General features: G+C 72.7%; 16 protein-coding genes. 10 read left to right on the top strand and 6 right to left on the bottom strand.

The window, feature by feature from the left end; translation table 11 throughout:
• Window positions 1-90 precede the first annotated feature (90 nt).
• Together H4696_RS02520 and H4696_RS02515 are read left to right on the top strand one after the other, a co-directional pair.
• Window positions 91-789 (top strand): GntR family transcriptional regulator, encoded by a 699-nt coding sequence (locus tag H4696_RS02520; RefSeq protein ID WP_086855937.1) that lies wholly within the window; start codon window positions 91-93, stop codon window positions 787-789.
• A gap of 285 nt (window positions 790-1,074) precedes the next feature.
• Complete coding sequence (locus H4696_RS02515) at window positions 1,075-3,471, top strand: DUF7617 domain-containing protein (RefSeq protein ID WP_086855938.1); 2,397 nt, start codon at window positions 1,075-1,077, stop codon at window positions 3,469-3,471.
• Here H4696_RS02515 and H4696_RS02510 read toward each other — a convergent pair.
• Genes H4696_RS02510 through H4696_RS02495 form a run of 4 tightly spaced genes read right to left on the bottom strand, consistent with a single transcriptional unit; the run spans window position 3,451 to window position 7,867 of the window.
• On the bottom strand, window positions 3,451-4,239 hold the full coding sequence (locus H4696_RS02510; RefSeq protein ID WP_225955569.1) for an MHYT domain-containing protein: 789 nt from the start codon (window positions 4,237-4,239) through the stop codon (window positions 3,451-3,453). The genes H4696_RS02515 and H4696_RS02510 overlap by 21 nt on opposite strands.
• 12 nt (window positions 4,240-4,251) lie before the next feature.
• Entirely contained in the window at window positions 4,252-4,632 is a 381-nt protein-coding gene (locus tag H4696_RS02505) for a DUF742 domain-containing protein (RefSeq protein WP_086855939.1), read from the bottom strand.
• Window positions 4,629-5,132: a roadblock/LC7 domain-containing protein gene (locus tag H4696_RS02500; protein ID WP_086855940.1), complete on the bottom strand. Its 504-nt coding sequence runs from the start codon at window positions 5,130-5,132 to the stop codon at window positions 4,629-4,631. The genes H4696_RS02505 and H4696_RS02500 overlap by 4 nt, the downstream gene beginning before the upstream one ends.
• Window positions 5,129-7,867, bottom strand: coding sequence for an ATP-binding protein (locus tag H4696_RS02495; protein WP_086855941.1), 2,739 nt, complete (start codon window positions 7,865-7,867; stop codon window positions 5,129-5,131). Before H4696_RS02495 ends, H4696_RS02500 begins: the two co-directional genes overlap by 4 nt.
• A 450-nt stretch (window positions 7,868-8,317) precedes the next feature.
• Between H4696_RS02495 and H4696_RS02490 the strand changes: the two genes are divergently transcribed.
• Window positions 8,318-9,571 carry a low temperature requirement protein A gene (locus H4696_RS02490; RefSeq protein ID WP_276328909.1) on the top strand — a complete coding sequence of 418 codons (1,254 nt, stop codon included), beginning with the start codon at window positions 8,318-8,320 and terminating at the stop codon, window positions 9,569-9,571.
• Window positions 9,572-9,781: 210 nt separating this feature from the next.
• Here the strand turns inward: H4696_RS02490 and H4696_RS02485 are convergent, their stop codons facing one another.
• The gene (locus H4696_RS02485; protein WP_086855943.1) at window positions 9,782-10,207 is read right to left on the bottom strand and encodes an STAS domain-containing protein; all 426 of its coding nucleotides are present in this window, start codon (window positions 10,205-10,207) and stop codon (window positions 9,782-9,784) included.
• A gap of 372 nt (window positions 10,208-10,579) precedes the next feature.
• On the opposite strand from H4696_RS02485, the gene H4696_RS02480 reads away from it, so the two are divergent.
• The 6 genes from H4696_RS02480 (at window position 10,580) to H4696_RS02455 (ending at window position 16,873) form a co-directional block, all read left to right on the top strand.
• A complete protein-coding gene (locus H4696_RS02480; protein WP_249026808.1) occupies window positions 10,580-12,151 on the top strand; it encodes an acyl-CoA synthetase in 1,572 nt (523 codons plus the stop codon).
• Window positions 12,148-12,924, top strand: coding sequence for a crotonase/enoyl-CoA hydratase family protein (locus tag H4696_RS02475; RefSeq protein WP_086855945.1), 777 nt, complete (start codon window positions 12,148-12,150; stop codon window positions 12,922-12,924). Before H4696_RS02480 ends, H4696_RS02475 begins: the two co-directional genes overlap by 4 nt.
• Window positions 12,921-14,837 (top strand): acetoacetate--CoA ligase, encoded by a 1,917-nt coding sequence (locus tag H4696_RS02470; RefSeq protein WP_192782020.1) that lies wholly within the window; start codon window positions 12,921-12,923, stop codon window positions 14,835-14,837. Before H4696_RS02475 ends, H4696_RS02470 begins: the two co-directional genes overlap by 4 nt.
• Window positions 14,834-15,727, top strand: a complete 894-nt coding sequence (locus H4696_RS02465; RefSeq protein WP_086865326.1) for a 3-hydroxyacyl-CoA dehydrogenase NAD-binding domain-containing protein — start codon at window positions 14,834-14,836, stop codon at window positions 15,725-15,727. Before H4696_RS02470 ends, H4696_RS02465 begins: the two co-directional genes overlap by 4 nt.
• Before the next feature lie 11 nt (window positions 15,728-15,738).
• Window positions 15,739-16,605, top strand: a complete 867-nt coding sequence (gene couO, locus H4696_RS02460) for a 4-hydroxyphenyl-beta-ketoacyl-CoA hydrolase (protein ID WP_086865327.1) — start codon at window positions 15,739-15,741, stop codon at window positions 16,603-16,605.
• Window positions 16,606-16,666: 61 nt separating this feature from the next.
• Window positions 16,667-16,873, top strand: coding sequence for a DUF2188 domain-containing protein (locus H4696_RS02455; RefSeq protein ID WP_086865333.1), 207 nt, complete (start codon window positions 16,667-16,669; stop codon window positions 16,871-16,873).
• Between the two features lie 16 nt (window positions 16,874-16,889).
• Here H4696_RS02455 and H4696_RS02450 read toward each other — a convergent pair whose 3' ends face one another.
• The gene (locus H4696_RS02450; RefSeq protein ID WP_086865334.1) at window positions 16,890-17,618 is read right to left on the bottom strand and encodes an ATP-binding protein; all 729 of its coding nucleotides are present in this window, start codon (window positions 17,616-17,618) and stop codon (window positions 16,890-16,892) included.
• A 109-nt stretch (window positions 17,619-17,727) separates the two neighbouring features.
• On the opposite strand from H4696_RS02450, the gene H4696_RS02445 reads away from it, so the two are divergent.
• Window positions 17,728-18,408: an HAD-IA family hydrolase gene (locus H4696_RS02445; protein WP_086865328.1), complete on the top strand. Its 681-nt coding sequence runs from the start codon at window positions 17,728-17,730 to the stop codon at window positions 18,406-18,408.
• The last annotated feature ends 131 nt before the right edge of the window (window positions 18,409-18,539 follow it).

The following is an 18,539-nucleotide window of genomic DNA, read 5'->3' as shown; positions in this document are numbered from 1 at the left end:
GAGCCGTCCGGGGCCTCGCCCCAGGCCGGGGGCTCCGCCACCCGGGGCCCCCGGAACGAAGGTGGCGAGCCGGCGGACCGGCCGCCCACCGTGAAGCGCGACCGCGTCCGGCGGCACCTGCTGAAGGTGATCGAGAACGCCGGCCCCGGCACCGGCCTGGCCTCCGAGCGGGACCTGGCCGCGGAACTGGGCGTCTCCCGCCCGACCGTCCGGGCGGCGATCGACGAGCTGACCCGCACCGGGCTCCTGGTGCGCCAGCGCGGCCGGGGCACGTTCACCAGCCCGCAGAAGGTCACCCAGGAACTGGCCACCGGGCTCGCCGTCCCGCCCGCGGAAGGGCACTGGACCAGCCGGGTCGTCGCCTTCACCACCGCACCGGCGGCCCGCTCGCTGGCCGGCGAGCTGGAGTGCGAGCCGGGCACGGCGGTCCTGCGCGTCACCCGGGTCCGGTACGTCGACGACGAGCCGATCGCGATCGAAAGCCTGGCGCTGCCCGCGTCGCTGGTCCCGGGCCTGCGGCCGGCCGAGCTCGAGACCGGCAACTTCTACCGGCTGCTGCGGGAGCGCTTCGGCATCGCGGTGCAGGACGCGGTGCAGACGATCGAGCCGGCGGTGACCAACCCGGACCAGGCCGAGCTGCTGGAAATCGCGGTGTACGCGCCGATCCTGCACATCGAACGGCTGACCCGCGACACGACCGGCCGCGTGGTCGAGCTGACCCGCTCGGTCTACCGGGGCGACCGGTACCGCATCACGTCGAAACTCCGCTTCGACGCCGAGTCCGGCTGACCCCGTATCCGGAAAATAAATCATCACCGGCGGCCGGAAACCGCGCTTATTAGCGTCCCCTCGTTACCCGAACGAGTGATCCGGTGCCGACATCCGGGTGAGCACGTGTCGTAAACGCCCTTGTCACAGCGGGTGCACGCGATTGCGCGAAGGTCACGAACTGCGCTGTTGGCATCGCCTTTTCGGCGCCCGGGTGAGAGCGCTTCAACGCACCAGAGGTGCCGCATAGGCTTTTTCTTCGGCCGGGAAAACGATTCCCGGAACCGAAAGAATCGAGGACAGTCCATGCGAAGACGCATGCTGGGAACGTTCCTGCCGCTGGTGCTCGTGGCGGCGACCGCCGCACCGCCGCCCGTGGCCGCCGATCCCGCGCCCGTCGCGGTTTCCGCGCTGACGAAGTCCGTGCAGGGCACCGGATCGCCCGCCGACCACGGCGCGACCGCGAACTGGGTCATCGGCTACGACGACCAGGCCACGACGGCCGGCGCCGCGACCATCACCGACGCCGTCGGGGCGGGCCAGGCGTTCCAGCCCGGTTCCCTGCACGCCCCGCCCGGCTGGCCCCCGCAATGGTCCACCGACGGCAGCACGTTCACCGGCACCGAACCGGCTTCCGGCGTCACCGCCGTCCGCGCCACGAACCCGGATGGCGGGCCCGACGCGACCCGGCTGTCCGGCGCCCTGACCCCGCCCGTGCAGGCGGTCACCACGGCGACCGGCGGCGACGGCTTCTCGCCGATCCTCCACCGCACGCAGAACGGCGTGCTGCAGGGGTGGAACATCTATCACCACCTGGGCGCCACGTCCCCGAAGGTCGTGTGCACCGACCTCGCCACCGGGCAGCGGTGCCCGGGCGGCCCGTGGCCGAAGGTGCTCAACACCGCGCCCGGCCCGCTGGGCACCCTCGGCGCCGGCGACATCGCCAGCACCATGGTCGAGCAGTACGTGCGCGACCCCGCCGCGCCCGCGAAGGTCTACTACCCCGCCGTGACGGCGACCTCGGTGGGCGTCGGCTGCCTCGACCTGGCCGCCGCGGCCAACTGCGGTTATTCGGCGCTGGCGAACGCCGGCGGGTCGCCGCCGGTCACCAGCATCACCGGGCTCGTCGAGACCGGCGGCAACGTCTACGGCCTGATCAGCTCCGGCGCGGTGGTCTGCTGGACCATCGCCACGCAGAGCGCCTGCGGCGGCCAGCCGTACGCGCCGATCGTGCCGGCCGCGAACCAGCCGTACGTCTACGGCGCGCTGACCCTGGTGGCGGGCAAGGTGTTCGCGTCGACCTCGAGCCCGGGCACCGCGCAGCAGCCGTCGCTGGGCTGCTTCGACCCGGCGACGGCCACGGCCTGCGCCGGCTGGGCTTCCTCGCGGCCCACCGGACCGGCGGGCAACTACAACTACAACTCCTACACGGCGTTCGGCGCGAGCGGCGCCCCGGTGGGCGCGTGCGCGACGACGACCGGCGGTACCGAGGTCACGACGTGCTACGCCCTCGACGGTTCCGCGCTCGCGGCGCCGCCGGGTCCGGCCGCGCTGCCCGCCGGCGTCTACGCCTTCCCACCGGAGGTCGTCACCGATCCGAACGGCCACGTGCGCAGCTACCTCCCGGTCTGGAACGGCGGCATCGCGGGTGCGGCGATCTGCCACGACTGGACGACGGGGGCGGCGTGCGCGGGGCTGCCGGCCCTGATCACGCACCCGTCGGCGAACGGCGGGGTCACGCGGGACTACGGCTACTCCTACGACGCGCCGTCGGGCTGTCTCATCGGGCTCGGCGACGCGGGCGTGCTGTTCTCCATGGACCCCGCCACCGGCGCCACGCCATGCGTCCGCTCCGGCGGGCAGGTGACGCTGAAACCGGGCGACTTCTACTGCGACGGCGGCAGTCACGTCCAGGGCTACACGGCGGCGCGGCTGACCGGCGTCGACCCGGCGAACGTCGACTTCGCCGCGTCCCGGGTGACGGTCACCGATCAGGACAACGCCGTCGTGCCGACGCCGGGCTTCGCCCCGGACGGTTCCGTGGACCTCACCGGCGTTTCCGTGGCGGCACACCCGTCGATCACGGTGACCACGACGCTGGTGCTGCACACCGCGGCGGGCTTCAGCGGCTCGCTGGTGGTCGACTACGCGGGCGACGCGCCGCAGCTGTGCTTCCGCACGACGATCGCGGCGGACTGCGCGGTGTCATCGGTGGCGAACACGGCCACCGGCACCGATTCGACGGGCTCGTTCACGTCGAACACGGTGACGCTGCCGGTCGCGCCGGGCGCGTCGTGCACGCCGAAGGTCAAGGTGGAGAAGGAGATCTGCACCTCGGCCACGGCGGCCAAGTGCGGACCGGGTGGGCCCGGGCCGTGGGCGAAGCAGACCGGCGTCGGCCTGCTCGGCTTGTTGTTCGCGACCGCGTACTGGCGGATCACGGTGACGAACGAGGGTCCGGTCGGGATCACCTCGGCGCACGTGGTGGACAGCGTGGAGCCGTCGTGCCAGACGGGCCCGTTCGCCTTGGGTGCCGGGCAGACGCAGCAGGTGTACTGCTCGACGTACGCGCTGCTGAGCCTGTTCCCGATCACCAACCAGGCGAAGGTGACCTACGTGCCGGTGAACGTCCCGCCGGGTACCCCGCCGTCGTACACGAACTGGTCGTCGGCCAAGGCCTGTTCACTGCTGTGCGTGCTCTAGGGTGACCGCCCGCGGGAGACGTTCCGGCGTCTCCCGCGGGCCGTCCGGCTCGACCGCCGGGGCCATCAGGACCGCGCAGAGCGGGACCGCCATCGCGATCGCGGCGAACACGAACACCGGGAACAGGAAGGAGAACACCTCGACGCCCGCCGGGTCCGGGGCGGACATGTCCATGGTCATCCGGACCGCGGCCATGCCCGTGTAGTGCATGCCGGTGACCGCGGCGCCCATCACGAAACCGGCGAGCAGCCGCAGGACCAGCCGGTCGAGGAAGACCGCGAACCACAGCGCGGCCGTCGCCGCGACCACCGCGATCACCACCGACAGCGCGACCAGCAGGCCGTCGTAACCGAAGTCGCCCTTCACGCGCAGGGCCGACATCCCCGTGTAGTGCATGAGGTTGACCGCGAGGCCGGTGATCACGCCGCCGAGCGCGAGCCGCCACCAGCCGAACTTGGCGCGGCCGCCGACGACCACGAGCCCGGCGAACACCGCGCCGATCGACAGCAGCGCCGAGAGCACCGTGCGGAAGACGTCGTAGCGCACCGGCATCCCCGGCGTGCTGAAGCCGAGCATGGCGACGAAGTGCATGAGCCAGATGCCGACGCCGCCGATCGAGACCGCCGCCAGCACGAGCCACCGCAGGCGGTGCCGGCTGCTCGCCGCGTGGCGGGCCTGCACCGCGCAGGCGAGGCCGAGCGCGCAGCCGACCACCGAGGTCAGGTAGGCGAGCACGAGCAGCCAGTGCCCGAGCGCGAAGTGTTCCATGGTCGGTCCTCTCTACAGGTCGCGCAGACCGTGCAGCACGCGTTCCATCAGGTCGTGGCGCTCGTCCCAGCCGGCGTGTTCGCCGAGGGTGTCGCGGACGATCACCATGCCGTCCTCCACCAGGTCCGCGACGAGCACCCGGACCACCCCCAGCGGCAGCCGCAGCAGCGCGGCGACCTCCATCAGCGACCGCGGCCGCAGGCACAGCTCGGTGACCTGGTCGAGCGCGCTGGTCGACTGGTAGCCGGCCGACGCGCGGCCCGCCGCCGTGGTCTCGACGAGCGCTTCGACGGCGAACTCGACCGACGGCGCCGTCCGGCCTTCGGTCCAGGCGTAGGGGCGGGCCAGCGCCGGGCTCCGGCGCGGCTCCCCTTCGCCTGCGTAGCCGGTCACCGCCGGTCCTGGCCCACCGGCATCTCGCGCGCGGGCACGTCGACCTGTCGCCCGACCCGCTCGACCAGCATCGTCATCTCGTAGCCGACCAGCCCGATGTCGCAGCCGGTGGACGCGAGGACCACGAGGTTCGAGCCGTCACCGACGCTCATCAGCAGCAGGAACCCCTGCTCCATCTCGATGACCGACTGCACGACCCGCCCGGCGGTGAACAGCTCCGCGGTCCCGAGCGACAGGCTCGACAACCCGGCGGCGATGGCCGCGAGCTGGTCGGCGCGTTCCCGTGGCAGGGATTCGTCGGCCGCGACGAGCAACCCGTCGGCCGACACGAGCACCGCGTGCGCGACCCCGGACACGTCCTGCACGAAGCCGTGGACCAGCCAGTTCAGCGCGGCGGTCCGTTCGGGTGCCGGCGCGGGGCCGGGAAACGCCCCCAGGGGCCGGGCCGACGGTTCGGCGCCGGGAGCGCGCCGCTGGTGCACGTCGGGGAGTTCGGTCATCGGGGTTCCACTCCGTCCATTCCGGATTCTTCCGCACGGGCGGCGGTCTGCCGCCGGGCCGCGCGCATGCCCTGGTAGTGCCGGGACAAGCTGTTGCGGACGGCGGTGGCGTCCCGGAAGGCCGCCCCGTCCGCCTCCCGCACCCGGGGCAGGGCGGCCCCGGGAGCGAGCTGCGCGCCGGGCCGCCGCGTGGGCAGCCCGGCCGCACTGAGGTTTTGGACAGCGGCGGGCTGGAGAGCGCTTTCCGCGGCCTGCCGCGCTTGGTCGGCGGGACCTGACCAGTCCGGCAAGGCTGGGGGTTGGGCTGCGGGCCGCTCGCCGGAGCTGGAGCGATCCGCCCGGCCGGTGGTCTCGACGGGTCGCTTGGGCAAGCCGGAGCGGTCCGCCTGCGCTGCGTTCTCCGCAGCGGGCTGCTCGCCGGTTCCGGAGCGATCCGCGCGGCCGGTGCTACCGGCCGGCTCACCCGAGCCGAGCCGATCCGCACGCGCCGCGGTTTCCGCGGCCGGAACCACGGGCCACTCCCCCGTACCGGACCGTTCGGCTCGCGCCCCGGTCTCCGCAGCCGGCACCGCGGGCCACTCACCGGACCGATCCGCGCGCGCTTCGCCGCCCTCCACCGGAACCGCCGGCCACGCGCCGCTCCCGTTCGGCGCGGCAGCGTCCGCGAGCCGGTCGCCCGGGCGGTCCGTGACCGCGTCGGCCTCGGTGGGCCAGCCGGTCGCCGCCGCCGGCCCGGTGCGGGGCGTCCTACGGGTCACCGGTTTCGCCACCGGCTCGGTGAACCAGCTCGTCACCACCTGCTCGAAGATCGGCGTCGACGCCTGCGCCGGCACCACCGCCACCGGGCGGGCGTGGCCGTTCTGGCGGGCGGCCGCGCGGCTGCCGCCGATCGGGCGGGCGAGGTCCGCGATCACCAGCGATCCGGGCACGTGGACGCTCGCCGTCACGCCCGCGTGGCGGACGCCCGGGGCCGTCGCGCGGAGGCGGACCGTCACGTCGTGGAGCGCAGCGAGCCTGCCGACCACGAACAGGCCCATGCGGCGGGTCGTTTCCGGGCCGACTGTCGCCGCCGCGGCGAGGCGGGCGTTGGCCGTCGTCAGTTCGTCCGGGGTCATGCCCAGGCCCTGGTCGACCACTTCGATGAGGAGGCCGCCGTCGGCGCCGCGGTCCGCGGTCAGCGCGACCTTGTGCTCCGGCGGGGAAAACCGCGTCGCGTTCTCCAGCAGCTCGGCCAGGATGTGGACCACGTCCGCGGCCGCCTCCGGCTGGACCGAGCCGCGCGGGGCGTTGCCCAGCGCGACGCGGCGGTAGTCCTTGACCTCCGACGTCGCCGCGCGCAGCAGGTCGCGCGTGGGCACCGGCTCGCGGCCGTGGCGGACCGGGCGGCCGCCGGCCAGGACGTGCAGGTTCTCGCCGTTGCGGCGCAGCCGGGTGGCGATGTGGTCGATGCGGAACAGCTCGTCCAGCCGGCGCGGGTCCTGCTCGCCCGACTCGAGGTCCTCGATGATCGTCAGCTGCTGCTCCACCAGCGACTGGCTCCGCCGCGAGAGCGTCATGAACATCTCGCTGACCTGCTTGCGGAGGTCGGCCTGCTCGACCGCCAGCCGCACCGCCTCGCGGTGCATGTCGTCGAACGCCCGGGCCAGCTGGCCGATCTCCTCGTTCGTCCGGACGCCGACCGCGGGCACCGCGCGCCAGTCGACTTCCGTGCCTTCGCGGACCTGCCGGACGGTTTCCGGGAGCGCCTCCTTCGCCGCGTGCAGCGCCGCCGCCCGCAGCCGGCGCACCGGCGTCACCAGCGAGCGCACCACCAGCAGGGCGATGGCGAGCGCGCCCAGCAGCGCGGCGAGCACCAACGCCGTTTCGCGCAGCGAGTCCGACCGGGCTTCGTCGGCGGCCGCCGAGACGTCCGAAGCCAGCTTCGCCGTGACGTCGTTGAGCACGGCCGTCACGCCCGTCGTCTCCGCGGCGATCGGCGAAAGGGACGCCTCGGTCGGGTCGAGCCGGTCTTCGGCGTCCTCCGTCGCGGTCTTGAACCGCGCCAGCAGCGCACCCGACAGCCGGTGTTCGGCCTGTTCGGCGAGCACCTCCTGCTCGGCGGCGGTCTGGACGGCGGCCGGGCGGAGCGAGGCGTCGGCGGGGCTGTTCAGCGCCGCCCGCACGTACGTCTCCTCGGTCGCCAGCTCGCCGCGCAGGTGCACCAGCAGCTGGGCGACCTCCGCGGTGCCGGCGACGTCGGCCGGGACGATCTCGGGCACGAGGTCGCCGAGGCTGGCGATGATGTCGTTGTAGCCGGCGGCTTTCGTGCGGGTGTCGCCGTTCGCGGCGCCGGCCGCGCGGATGCCGGCGAGCTTGCCCAGCGCGGTGTTCAGCGCGCGGCCGCTGTCGCCGGGCAGCGGCGCGAAGCCGGTGTCGCGCTGGATCGCTGCGACCTTCGCGTCCACGGCGGCGGTGAGCGCGCTCGGCGTCCCGGCCGGGACGGCCACCGCGGCGACCATCTCCTGGCCCAGCGATTCCGTCAGGCCGATCGTGTCGCGCAGCACCGGCAGCCGGTCGCGGGCCGCGCTCAGCTGCGTGGCGCGGTCGAGCTCGCCCTGGATCCGGACCTCCGCCAGCGCCACCGCGACCAGGACCGGCAGCAGCAGCACGACACTGATCTTGGTGCGCACGCTCCAGTGCGCCGGCCACCACGCGGCGTCCGCCATCCGGCGGGGCGTGGGTGTGCTTTCGTGCATGGCGGAACCGCTCGATTCCCAGCCGCGCGCGGCCGACGTCGAACTCGGACAGGAGAAGACCCCAGGGGCTGGTCACCGACGTCCCGGGCCACCGGTGGAAATGCCTCTCTCCCGGCGGGGCGAAGTGTGACGATGATCGAGCCGACTCGCAGGGAACATCACGCCCCGCTCCCCTGTCAACCCCGCGCACGGCGTTTCGCGAGGGTCGGTGTCGAATTATTTCGCGGCTAACGCTTGGTGTTTCACCGGTCGCTGCTTGTACACCGTACAAACGGTGTTCACGCAGCTCCAGCCGTTACTGAGCAACGCGAACCGATGTCGGCAGATTTACCCACGCGCGACACGCATTGCCGGTTGGTGGCGAAGTCGGCCATTGTTCGAATGGTTTGTTATTCATTCTCACCCGCACCGGGTGGGCCGCCCGGCACCGGACCCGGCAGAATCGCCGCCGTGACCGATCTTGACGACAAGGCCGGCGCCGCGCCGGGACACGGCAAGCGGGTCGGGTGGGTCGAGCTCTACCTCGACCTGGTCTTCGTGTTCGCGGTGGGCCAGGTGGCGCACGGCATCGTGGCCGAGCCCCACTGGTCGCGGGCCGCCGCCGCGCTCGGCCTGTTCGCGACGCTGTGGTGGACGTGGATCGGCTTCGCGGTGCTCTACAACCGCCGCGGTGACGACAGCCGCGCCACGGACCGGCTGTTCGTGCTCGCCGGCACCATCCCGTGCGCGATCGCCGCCACCCAGGCGCACCACGTCTTCGACGGGCACCCGGCGATCTTCGCGCTGGCCATGGCCGGCGTCCGCGTGATCCTGGCGGCCGCGCACCGGTGGCCGGCCCGCGAAGGGCTCGACCAGCGCCGGATCAGCTGGGGGTACACGGCTTCGGCGGTGTTGTTCGCGGCCTCGGCGTTCGCGCCCTACACGTGGGCATTCTGGGTGTTCGCCCTGCTCCAGGAAGCGGGCTTCCTGCTGCTCGGCGACCGGCCCCGCCGTCGCCGCGGCGAACGGCCGTCGCGCGCGAGCCGGTGGCGCGCACTGGTCGCGGGCCCGCACGACCCCAGCCTCGCGGTCGATTCGGCCCACCTCGCCGAACGCTTCGGCCTGTTCATGATCCTGCTGCTCGGCGAACTGGTGATCACGGTCGGCACGGCGGCGCTGGAACGTCCCGCCGACGACGTCGCCTACTGGCTGGCCCTGATCGGCGGCCTGGTGCTGACCGGCGCGCTGTGGTGGCTGTACTTCACGTCGGCGGCGCGCATCTACGAGCGGATGCTCGACCTCTCCGGCGGCAACCCGGCGCTCGCGTATTCGCTGTACGCGGGCGGCCACCTGCCCCCGGCGTTCGCACTGGTCCTCATCGCGGCGGGGGTGAACCTGTCGCTGCACGAGTCCCCGCCGCACGCGGCCGCCTGGTTCACCACGGCGGGCCTGACGATCTACCTGCTCGGCACCCGGGTCTTCGCGGCCGGTTCGCACCGCTGGTACCACGGCCTGGCCCGGATCACGGCGCTGGCGGCCACGACGTGCCTGGCCTTCCTGGACCGGCTCCTCCCGGCACCGGCGGTGGTCCTGGTGATCGCGGTGTGGGGCGTCGGGGCGGCCACGATCGCGTCGACGCTCCGGCGCCGGGCCCTGGACCGCATGGGCGACGACCCGCTGGCGTTCCTGCGGCAGCGGGGCCGGGAGGCGCGGGGACGCCCGTGAACCCGGATCGAGATACACGGCGAACGCCCGGCCGGCCCGCGGGCACCGACGTCTTGAATGAGTCATTCAGGTCTTCGGAGGTCCTGAATGACTCATTCAAGACGTCGCGGAACACCGTAGCCCGGCTGCGCGCCTGAGCGGCTGCCGTAAAGGGCACCTTCACGGCATTTGCCGGGCGGGCAACCGGTTCAGTCCGGAACGGAGCCGGTTTCAGCTCTGGCCGGGGATCTCCGTGGCCCGCTCCCAGCCCGACGGCAGGCGGCTGACGTTCAGGGCGTGGTCGAGGCCGCTGCCCGACAGGGCGCGCCGGACGATCCGGTTGTCGCCGGTGACGATGCGCAGGGTCGCGTTCTCCCGGACCGTCCTGGCCTGGATGCCGCCGAGGGCGGCGAGGCCGGCCGAGTCGAGGAGGTCGACCTCGGACAAATCGAGCACCAGGACCGGGAACCGGCGGTGCGCCCAGGTGCTCAGCGCCGAGCGGAGCTGCGCGGCGCTGTCTTCGTCGAGGGCGCCGCGGATCTTCACCATGACCGCGCCGAAGTACGGGCGGACCACCTGGATGTCGAACGGGCTGCGCGGCTGGCGCGCCGACGGCACCACGGGGATCGCCGTCGCGGGGGGCTGGACGACTAACATTTTCCACGCCTCATTCGCAGATGACGTGACGAACGGGTCTCACCGGCCCGCTCGAACGCTGACAAGTCGGGGGGGGCGGCTGAAGCTTGCTGAACCGCACTTCGCAGCGTAGCCCTTGATCCAAACGGCGCAACCCCGCCAACGGCCGAACCGGGCACCCCCGCATGCGAAGGACGTCTTCGCAGCTTAAACCACCCATCCGGGTGAAGTTCCAGTCGCAGCACCACACTCTTGACACCGGAGCGCCCTCTACGCATCCTAGATGTATATCAGGTTTCCTTATATCCAATGCCGAGACATCCTCACCGCGCACCACCCATCGCCACCGTCCGTAGCAGGAACCCTGTCACCGGTGACAAGGAGACGAAAGCCGTGACCCGATCCCCCGGCCCGGCCGATTTCGGCCTGGGCAGCTGGCCCGCGCGGCGCGCCCGGATCTCGCCGGACCGCACCGCGCTCGTCGACGGCGGCGGGCAAGACCGCACGCTGACGTACGCCGCGCTCGCCGAGCGCGTCGAGCGGCTGGCCGGTGCGCTGTCCCGGCTCGGGGTGCGCCCCGGCGACCGCGTGGCCTACCTCGGCGTCAACGCCGTCACCGTCTTCGAAACGCTCTTCGCCACCGCCCGCTGCGGCGCGCTCTTCGTCCCGCTCAACTACCGGCTCTCCGGCGCCGAAATCCGGTACATGCTCGAGGACAGCGGCGCTTCGGTCCTGGTGCACAGCCCCGACACCGACGCGCTGCTCGCGGCGGCGGGCCCCCTGCCGGTGCGGCACGTCCTGGCGACGGACCCGGCGTCGTGCCCGGCGGGCGGGCTGGACTACGAAGCCGCGCTCGCCGCCGGTGATCCGCCACCGGCCACCGAAGTGCGGCTGGAAGACCCGTGCCTGCTGCTCTACACCTCCGGCACCACCGGGCGCCCGAAGGCGGCGGTCCTCACCCACGGCAACCTGACCTGGAACACCGTCAACCAGCTGGCCCACCTCGACGTCCTGGGCACCGACCGGGCGTTGTGCATCGCGCCGCTGTTCCACTGCGTCGGCCTGGGCCAGATCACGCTGCCGACGCTGTTCAAGGGCGGCAGCGTGGAACCGGTCGCGAAGTTCGACGCGGGCGCGATCCTCGGCCGGATCGGCGCGGCCGGGATCACGAGCTTCTCCGCCGTCCCCACGATGCTCGACATGATGTGCCGCCACGAAAACTGGGACCGCACCGACCTGAGCTCGCTCACCTGCGTCCTCTACGGCGGCTCGCCGGTGGCCGAGCGCGTCGCCCGCGCGTGGCTCGACCGCGGCGTGCAGCTGCTGCAGGGCTACGGCATGACCGAAGCCGCGCCGGGCGTCTCGATGGCCACCCACGAAGGCACCCCGGCCCACCCGGTCGCGGCCGGCGTCCCGCACTTCTTCACCGACGTCGCGGCGCTCGGCGCGGACCTGAGCCCGGAGCAGCTCGGCGCGACACCCGCCGAGCTGCTCGTACGCGGCCCGCACGTCTTCTCCGGCTACTGGAACCGGCCCGAGGAATCGAAAGCGAGCTTCGTCGACGACGACTGGTTCCGCACCGGCGACGTCGTCCGCGTCGACGACGACGGCTGGGCCCACGTCGTCGACCGCGTCAAGGACGTGATCATCTCCGGCGGCGAGAACGTCTACCCCGCCGAGGTCGAAGCGGTCGCCACCCAGCTCGACGCCGTCGACGCGTGCGCGGTGGTGGGCGTGCCCGACGCGCGCTGGGGCGAGGTCGGCGCCGCCTTCGTCGTCGCGCGTCCCGGCTCCGGGCTCGACGAAGCGGCCTTCCGCGCCCACCTCGAGCAGCACCTGGCCCGCTACAAGATCCCCAAGCACGTCGAGTTCACCGAAGCACTGCCCCGCAACGCCACCGGCAAGATCCGCCGCGTCGAACTCCGCGCGCGAGCCGCCACCACCTTCCCGAACGGACCCGCATGACCACCGCCCTGCTGCCCCCGTCCCTGCGCCTGGAACTGCACGGCGAAGTCGCCGTGCTGCGGCTTTCCCGCCCGGAGAAGCGCAACGCCCTCGACGACGCCACCGTGCTCGGGCTCGAAGCGTTCTTCGGCGCGCCGCCGGCCGGGGTCAAGGCCGTCGTGCTCGACGCCGTGGGCGACCACTTCTCCGCCGGGCTCGACCTGGCCGAGCTCACCGAGCGCGACGCGTTCGAGGGCCTGACGCACTCGATGATGTGGCACCGCGCCTTCGAGCGGCTCGAACGCGGGCGCGTCCCGGTCGTCGCGGTGCTCAAGGGCGCGGTCGTCGGCGGCGGCCTGGAACTCGCCGCTGCCGCGCACATCCGCGTCGCCGAGGACTCGGCGTTCTACGCGCTGCCGGAGGGCCAGCGCGGCCTGTTCGTCGGCGGGGGCGCGTCGGTGCGGGTGCCGCGGCTGATCGGCGTGCACCGGATGACCGACATGATGCTCACCGGCCGCGTCCTCGACGCCGACGAAGGCCACGCCGCCGGGCTTTCGCACTACCGCGCCGAAAACGGCTTCGAGCACGCCATGGACCTGGCCCGCAAGATCGCCGCGAACTCGCCGATCACGAACTTCGCCGTCCTGCAGGCACTTCCGCGCATCGCCGAGGCCAACCCGGCCGAGGGGTACCTGATGGAAGCGCTGATGGCGGCGATCGCGAGCGGCAGCGCCGAAGCGAAGGAGCGGATGCAGGCGTTCCTGGAGAAGCGCGCCGGGAAGGTCGGCCGATGATCCTGCGCCCGGTCGCGCCCGACGTCCGCGAAACCACCGAAATCGGCCGCTACCTGACCTGGCTCGCCGACCGCGGCCACTCGTTCGACGACTACGCCGCGCTGCACCGGTGGTCCGTCACCGACCTCGACGGCTTCTGGACGTCGATCAAGGACTTCTTCGGCGTCCGCTTCCACTCCCCCGCGACCGCGGTCGTCCCGGACCGGCGGATGCCCGGCACCGCGTGGTTCCCCGGCGCGACCCTCAACTACGCCGAGCACGCGCTCGGCGGTCTCGCGGACGAGGTCGCCGTCGTCGCCTATTCCCAGACGCGCGACCGCACCGAACTGACGTGGGGCGAGCTGCGCGACCAGGTCGCCCGGGTCCGCGCGGGCCTGCGCCGGCTCGGGGTCGGGCGCGGCGACCGGGTGGTCGCGTACCTGCCGAACATCCCGGAGACCGTCGTCGCCTACCTCGCGGTCGCGAGCCTCGGCGCGGTCTGGGCGTCCTGCGCACCGGAGTTCGGTGCCCGGTCGGTGATCGACCGGTTCGGCCAGGTCGAGCCGCGCGTGCTGCTCACCGTGTCCGGGTACCGCTACGGCGCCAAGGACATCGACCGCCGCGCCGAGGTCGCCGCGATCCGCGCCGGCCTGCCCACCGTCGAGCACGTCGTCCACGTCCCCTACGGCGAGCACGACCTCCCCGGCACGACGGCCTGGAGCGAACTGCTGACCGAAAGCGCGCCCGGGTTCGAGCCGGTCGGCTTCGCGCACCCGCTGTGCGTGCTGTTCTCCTCCGGCACCACCGGGAAGCCGAAGGCGATCGTGCACGGCCACGGCGGCCTGCTGCTGGAACACCTCAAGAACCACGGCCTCAGCTGGGACCTGCGCCCGGGCGACCGGATCCTGTGGTTCTCCACCACCGCGTGGATGATGTGGAACGCCCTGGTCTCCGGGCTGCTCACCGGCGCGTCGATCGTGCTCGTCGACGGCAACCCACTGCACCCGGATCTCACGTGGCAATGGCGCCTGGCCGCCGAGACCCGCGCGACGCTGATGGGTGCGAGCCCGGGTTTCCTGATGGCGTGCCGCAAAGCGGGTCTCGACCCGGCCGCTTCGTTCGACCTGACGGCGCTGCGGCAGCTCGGCGCGGCGGGCAGCCCGCTGCCGGCCGAGGGCTACCACTGGGTGCGGGACGTCTTCGGGCCGGACGTGCTGCTCAACGTCGGCAGCGGCGGCACCGACGTCTGCAGCGGGATCGTCCAGGGCGGCCCGCTGCAGCCCGTCGTCGCCGGCGAAATCTCCGGGCCGTGCCTGGGCGTCGACGCGAAGGCGTTCGACGACGCCGGGAAGCCGGTGGTCGGCGAGCTGGGCGAGCTGGTCATCACCGCGCCGATGCCGTCCATGCCGGTCGGGTTCTGGGGCGACGACACCGGCGAGCGCTACCGGGAGACGTACTTCGACGCCTACCCCGGTGTGTGGCGGCACGGCGACTGGATCCGGTTCTCCCCCGAGGGCAGCTGCGTCATCGCGGGCCGCTCGGACGCCACCTTGAACCGCGGCGGCGTCCGGCTGGGCACCGCCGAGTTCTACGCCGTGGTCGAGGAACTGCCCGAGGTCGAGGACTCCCTCGTCGTGCACCTCGAAGACCCCGCGGGCGGCAACGGCGACCTCCGGTTGTTCGTCGTCCTGCGCGAAGGGACCTTGGACGCGGCACTGCGCGCGAAGATCGCGACGGCGCTGAAGAGCGCGCTGTCGCCGCGGCACGTGCCGGACACGATCACCGCCGTCCCGGCGATCCCCCGCAACCGCACCGGGAAGAAACTGGAGCTGCCCGTGAAGAAACTCCTGCTCGGCGCCCGGGCCGACGACGTCGTCGGCGCGGACGTCCTGGCCGATCCCACCGCGCTGGACCACTTCGGGGCGTCCGCATGAGCACGGTCGCCGTCGTCGGAACGGGCGTGATCGGCGAGAGCTGGGCGAGGCTTTTTCTCGAAGGCGGCCTGGACGTCGTCGCCACCGATCCCGCGCCCGGCGCCGAGGAGCGGTTGCGAAGTGCGCTCGACGACGTGCCGACCGACCGGCTGCGGTTCGTCCCCGACGCCGGCGAAGCGGCGGCCGCCGCGGACTTCGTGCAGGAGAACGGTCCCGAGCGCGAAGACGTGAAGCACGCCCTGTTCGCCGTCCTCGACGAAGCCGCGCGCCCGGACGTGATCCTGGCCAGCAGCTCGTCCGGGCTGGTCCCGAGCGTCATCGCGCGCGGCTGCCCGCACCACCCGGAACGCGTGGTCGTCGGGCACCCGTTCAACCCGCCGCACCTGATCCCGCTCGTCGAGGTCGTGCCCGGCCGCGACACCGCGCCCGAGGTCGTCGACCGGGCCGTGGCGTTCTACACCTCGATCGGGAAGCGGCCGATCCGGCTGGCGCGCGAGGTGCCCGGCCACGTCGCCAACCGGCTGCAGGCCGCGCTGTGGCAGGAGGCGTACTCGCTGGTGGAGCGCGGCGTCGCGACCGTCGCCGACATCGACGCCGCGATCGCCAACGGCCCCGGCCTGCGCTGGGCCGTGCTCGGGCCGTTCGTCAACCAGCACCTCTCCGGCGGCGCGGGCGGGCTGGCGCACGTCCTGGCCCACCTCGGCCCGCCGACCGAAGCGTGGTGGCGCGACCTCGGCCGCGTCCACCTCACGCCGGAGCTCGCCGAGACGCTCGTCGCGGGCGTCGACGCCGAGCTGGCCGGCACCGATCAGCAGTCCCTCGTCGCCGCGCGCGACGCCGTCCTGCACCGCCTGCTGGCCGCCAAGGCCGCCCAGCCCGACCTGCCCTGACTGGAGTTTTTGTGGAACTTTCCGCACTGACCGCCATCGACGTGCACACCCACGTCGAGCAAGACGGCCACGGCTGTTTCGCCCTCGACCAGGAGCTCCTGGACGCGTCGGCGAAGTACTTCCACGCCGGCCAGGACCGCACCCCGACGGTGGCCACGATCGCCGAGCACTACCGGGCGCGGAACATGGCCGCCGTCGTCTTCACCGTCGAAGCGCCGTCCGCCACCGGGCACCCGGCGCTGTCGAGCGAGGAGATCGCCGACGCGGCCGCCGAGCACGCCGACGTCCTCATCCCGTTCGGCTCGGTCGACCCGCACGCAGGCAAGGCCGCGGTCACCCGCGTGCGGCGGCTGGCCGGCGAGCACGGGGTGCGCGGGTTCAAGTTCCACCCGAGCCTGCAGGCGTTCGAACCGAACGACGTGCGGTTCTACCCGCTGTACGAGGCGATCCAGGAGCTGGGCGTGCCGGCGCTGGTCCACACCGGCCAGACCGGGATCGGCGCCGGGCTGCCCGGCGGGCACGGCATCAAGCTGCGCTACTCGAACCCGATGCTGCTCGACGACGTCGCGGCCGACTTCCCGGGCCTGACGATCATCCTGGCCCACCCGTCGGTGCCGTGGCAGGACGAGGCGATCTCGGTCGCCACGCACAAGGCGAACGTGTACATCGACCTGTCGGGCTGGTCCCCGAAGTACTTCCCGCCCCAGCTGGTGCGCGCGGCGAACTCGCTGCTGAAGCGGAAGGTCCTGTTCGGCTCGGACTTCCCGGTCATCACCCCGGACCGCTGGCTCGCCGACTTCGCCGCGCTCGACCTCAAGGACGAGGTCCGGCCGCTGATCCTCAAGGAGAACGCGATCCGCGTGCTCGGCCTGGCTTGAGCAGGTTTGCCCGCACTTCCGCCGGGCACTCGACGCGTTCGAGTACTCGGTGGGAGGCATCGTGGCGGAGGGTGACGTGCACACCTATTTCGAGGACGGGCTGTGGAAGAACCGGCTCGAAGGGGGCACCCGGGCGTCCAACACGTCCCCCCGCCGCGTCGACGCCGTGCTGGCCGGGCGGCAGCTCGCGAAGAAACGCCGTGTCTGCCACGTGGTCCACACCCCGCAGGGCGAGATCGAGGCGGAACGGGACTACCGGCGCCGGTAGTCCACAGTAGACGATTTCAGGGCCGGGCCAGCACGGCCCACACGACCTTGCCGCCGGACCACACCCGGCTGCTCCCCCACGACCTCGCGACCTTCGCCACCATCCGCAGCCCGAGCCCCGCCTCGAGGACGTCGAGCTTTTCGTGCAGTACGGCGGGCCACGCGTTGTCGTCGGCGACCGCGATCCCCAGCCCGTCGCGCCGCAGCTCCACCCGCAGCCGGGGCGCGGAATCGGTGTGCCGGAGCGTGTTCTCCACGAATTCCGTGGCGATCAGGGCGGCGTTCTCGGCCAGCCCGGGCAGCAGCCACTCCGCGCACACGCCCTCGACGAATCCGCGAGCCCGGGCCGAGGCGCGCGTCGTCCGGTCGAGCACCTGCTCGGCCCGTCGCCGCGCCGGCCGCTTCACAGCGGCTTCCGCGGTGGCGAAGTCGCGGTACACGGCGACGCCCCCGCGCGCGGCCAGCGCCTTCCGCTGTTCCGGCCGGTCGGTCACCACCGCGAAGGGGACCGCGGGCCAGTCGGCGGCCCGAAGAGCGGCGAGGGTGAACACGCGAGCCAGCTCCCGGTCGCGGATTTCAAGTCGGCCGACGTCGACGACGACCGCGCCTTCGGCGTCCGCCGCGAACTCGAACAGCCGGTCCCGCAGCCGCGGGTAGGTCGTGTGGTCGAGTACCCCGCCGACGGAGGCGCTCGCGATCGCCCCCTCCCGGGGGACGAGCCACACCGTGGGGTGCCGGGCAAGCATGGCGACCACCTTCCTGGGGTTCAGCCGTTCGGATAGCCGCTGGGGAACCCGTCAAACCCGGCGATCTTCAGCAGGTGTGGTTCCGCGCGTCCGCGGGTAACCGCCGGGCATCCGACGTGAGGAGCCTGCCATCGCCACCGCGGTCCTGTTCGACGTCGACGGCACGCTCGTCGACTCCAACTACCTGCACGTCCACGCGTGGCACCGCGCGTTCGCCGAACTCGGCCGCGCGGTCGACTCGTGGCGCGTGCACCGGGCGATCGGCAAGGGCGCCGGCAAGCTGCTGAGCACGGTGCTGGGCGAGGAGGACGCCGACCGCGTGGGCGACCGGGCGAAGGAGCTGCACAGCCGGTTCTACCTGGAGACGGCCGAGCTGCTGCGCCCGTTCGACCGCGCCCCCGAGCTGATCCGCACCCTGGCTGGGCGGGGCGTGCGGGTGGTGCTGGCGACGTCGGCCGGGCCGGACGAGCTGGAGGTGCTGCGCAAGGTCCTCGACGTCGACGACGTGGTCTCGGCGATCGTTTCGGGCGACGACGTCGACGCGACCAAGCCGGATCCGGAGCCGGTGTTCGCGGCGCTCGAGCGAGCCGGGACGGCGCCGGAGGAGACGGTGTTCGTCGGCGACGCGGTCTGGGACGTCCATGCGGCTACGAAGGCTGGTGTGCGCACGGTTTCAGTGCGGTCGGGTGGGGTGAGCGCGGCGGAGCTGACGGAGGCCGGTGCGGTCGCGGTGTACGACGATGCCGCGGCGCTGCTGGACGGACTCGAGGAGAGCGTGCTGCTCGGCTGACTCGGCGGCGCGTTACGAAAGTCGGTAATACACCACGTCCTACCCGCTCGGATTTCTGACCAGGGCAAAACCCGCACGGCACACCTGACGGCAGCGTTTTCGTTGTGCTAACCTGGTCGCAGTTCGGGCAT

Source organism: Amycolatopsis lexingtonensis, assembly GCF_014873755.1.
GTDB classification, from domain to species: Bacteria; Actinomycetota; Actinomycetes; order Mycobacteriales; family Pseudonocardiaceae; genus Amycolatopsis; species Amycolatopsis lexingtonensis.
The sequence above is the reverse complement of the archived record's forward strand: the minus strand, read 5'-3'. Positions and strand labels throughout refer to the sequence as shown.

Bases quoted from the DNA above. Each gene is read 5' to 3' on its own strand.
- H4696_RS02470 (WP_192782020.1), top strand. From the start codon at position 12,921: ATGATCCTGCGCCCGGTCGCGCCCGACGTCCGCGAAACCACCGAAATC.
- H4696_RS02510 (WP_225955569.1), bottom strand. From the start codon at position 4,239: ATGGAACACTTCGCGCTCGGGCACTGGCTGCTCGTGCTCGCCTACCTG.
- H4696_RS02495 (WP_086855941.1), bottom strand. From the start codon at position 7,867: ATGCACGAAAGCACACCCACGCCCCGCCGGATGGCGGACGCCGCGTGG.
- H4696_RS02515 (WP_086855938.1), top strand. From the start codon at position 1,075: ATGCGAAGACGCATGCTGGGAACGTTCCTGCCGCTGGTGCTCGTGGCG.
- H4696_RS02465 (WP_086865326.1), top strand. From the start codon at position 14,834: ATGAGCACGGTCGCCGTCGTCGGAACGGGCGTGATCGGCGAGAGCTGG.
- H4696_RS02475 (WP_086855945.1), top strand. From the start codon at position 12,148: ATGACCACCGCCCTGCTGCCCCCGTCCCTGCGCCTGGAACTGCACGGC.
- H4696_RS02485 (WP_086855943.1), bottom strand. From the start codon at position 10,207: ATGTTAGTCGTCCAGCCCCCCGCGACGGCGATCCCCGTGGTGCCGTCG.
- H4696_RS02450 (WP_086865334.1), bottom strand. From the start codon at position 17,618: ATGCTTGCCCGGCACCCCACGGTGTGGCTCGTCCCCCGGGAGGGGGCG.
- H4696_RS02500 (WP_086855940.1), bottom strand. From the start codon at position 5,132: ATGACCGAACTCCCCGACGTGCACCAGCGGCGCGCTCCCGGCGCCGAA.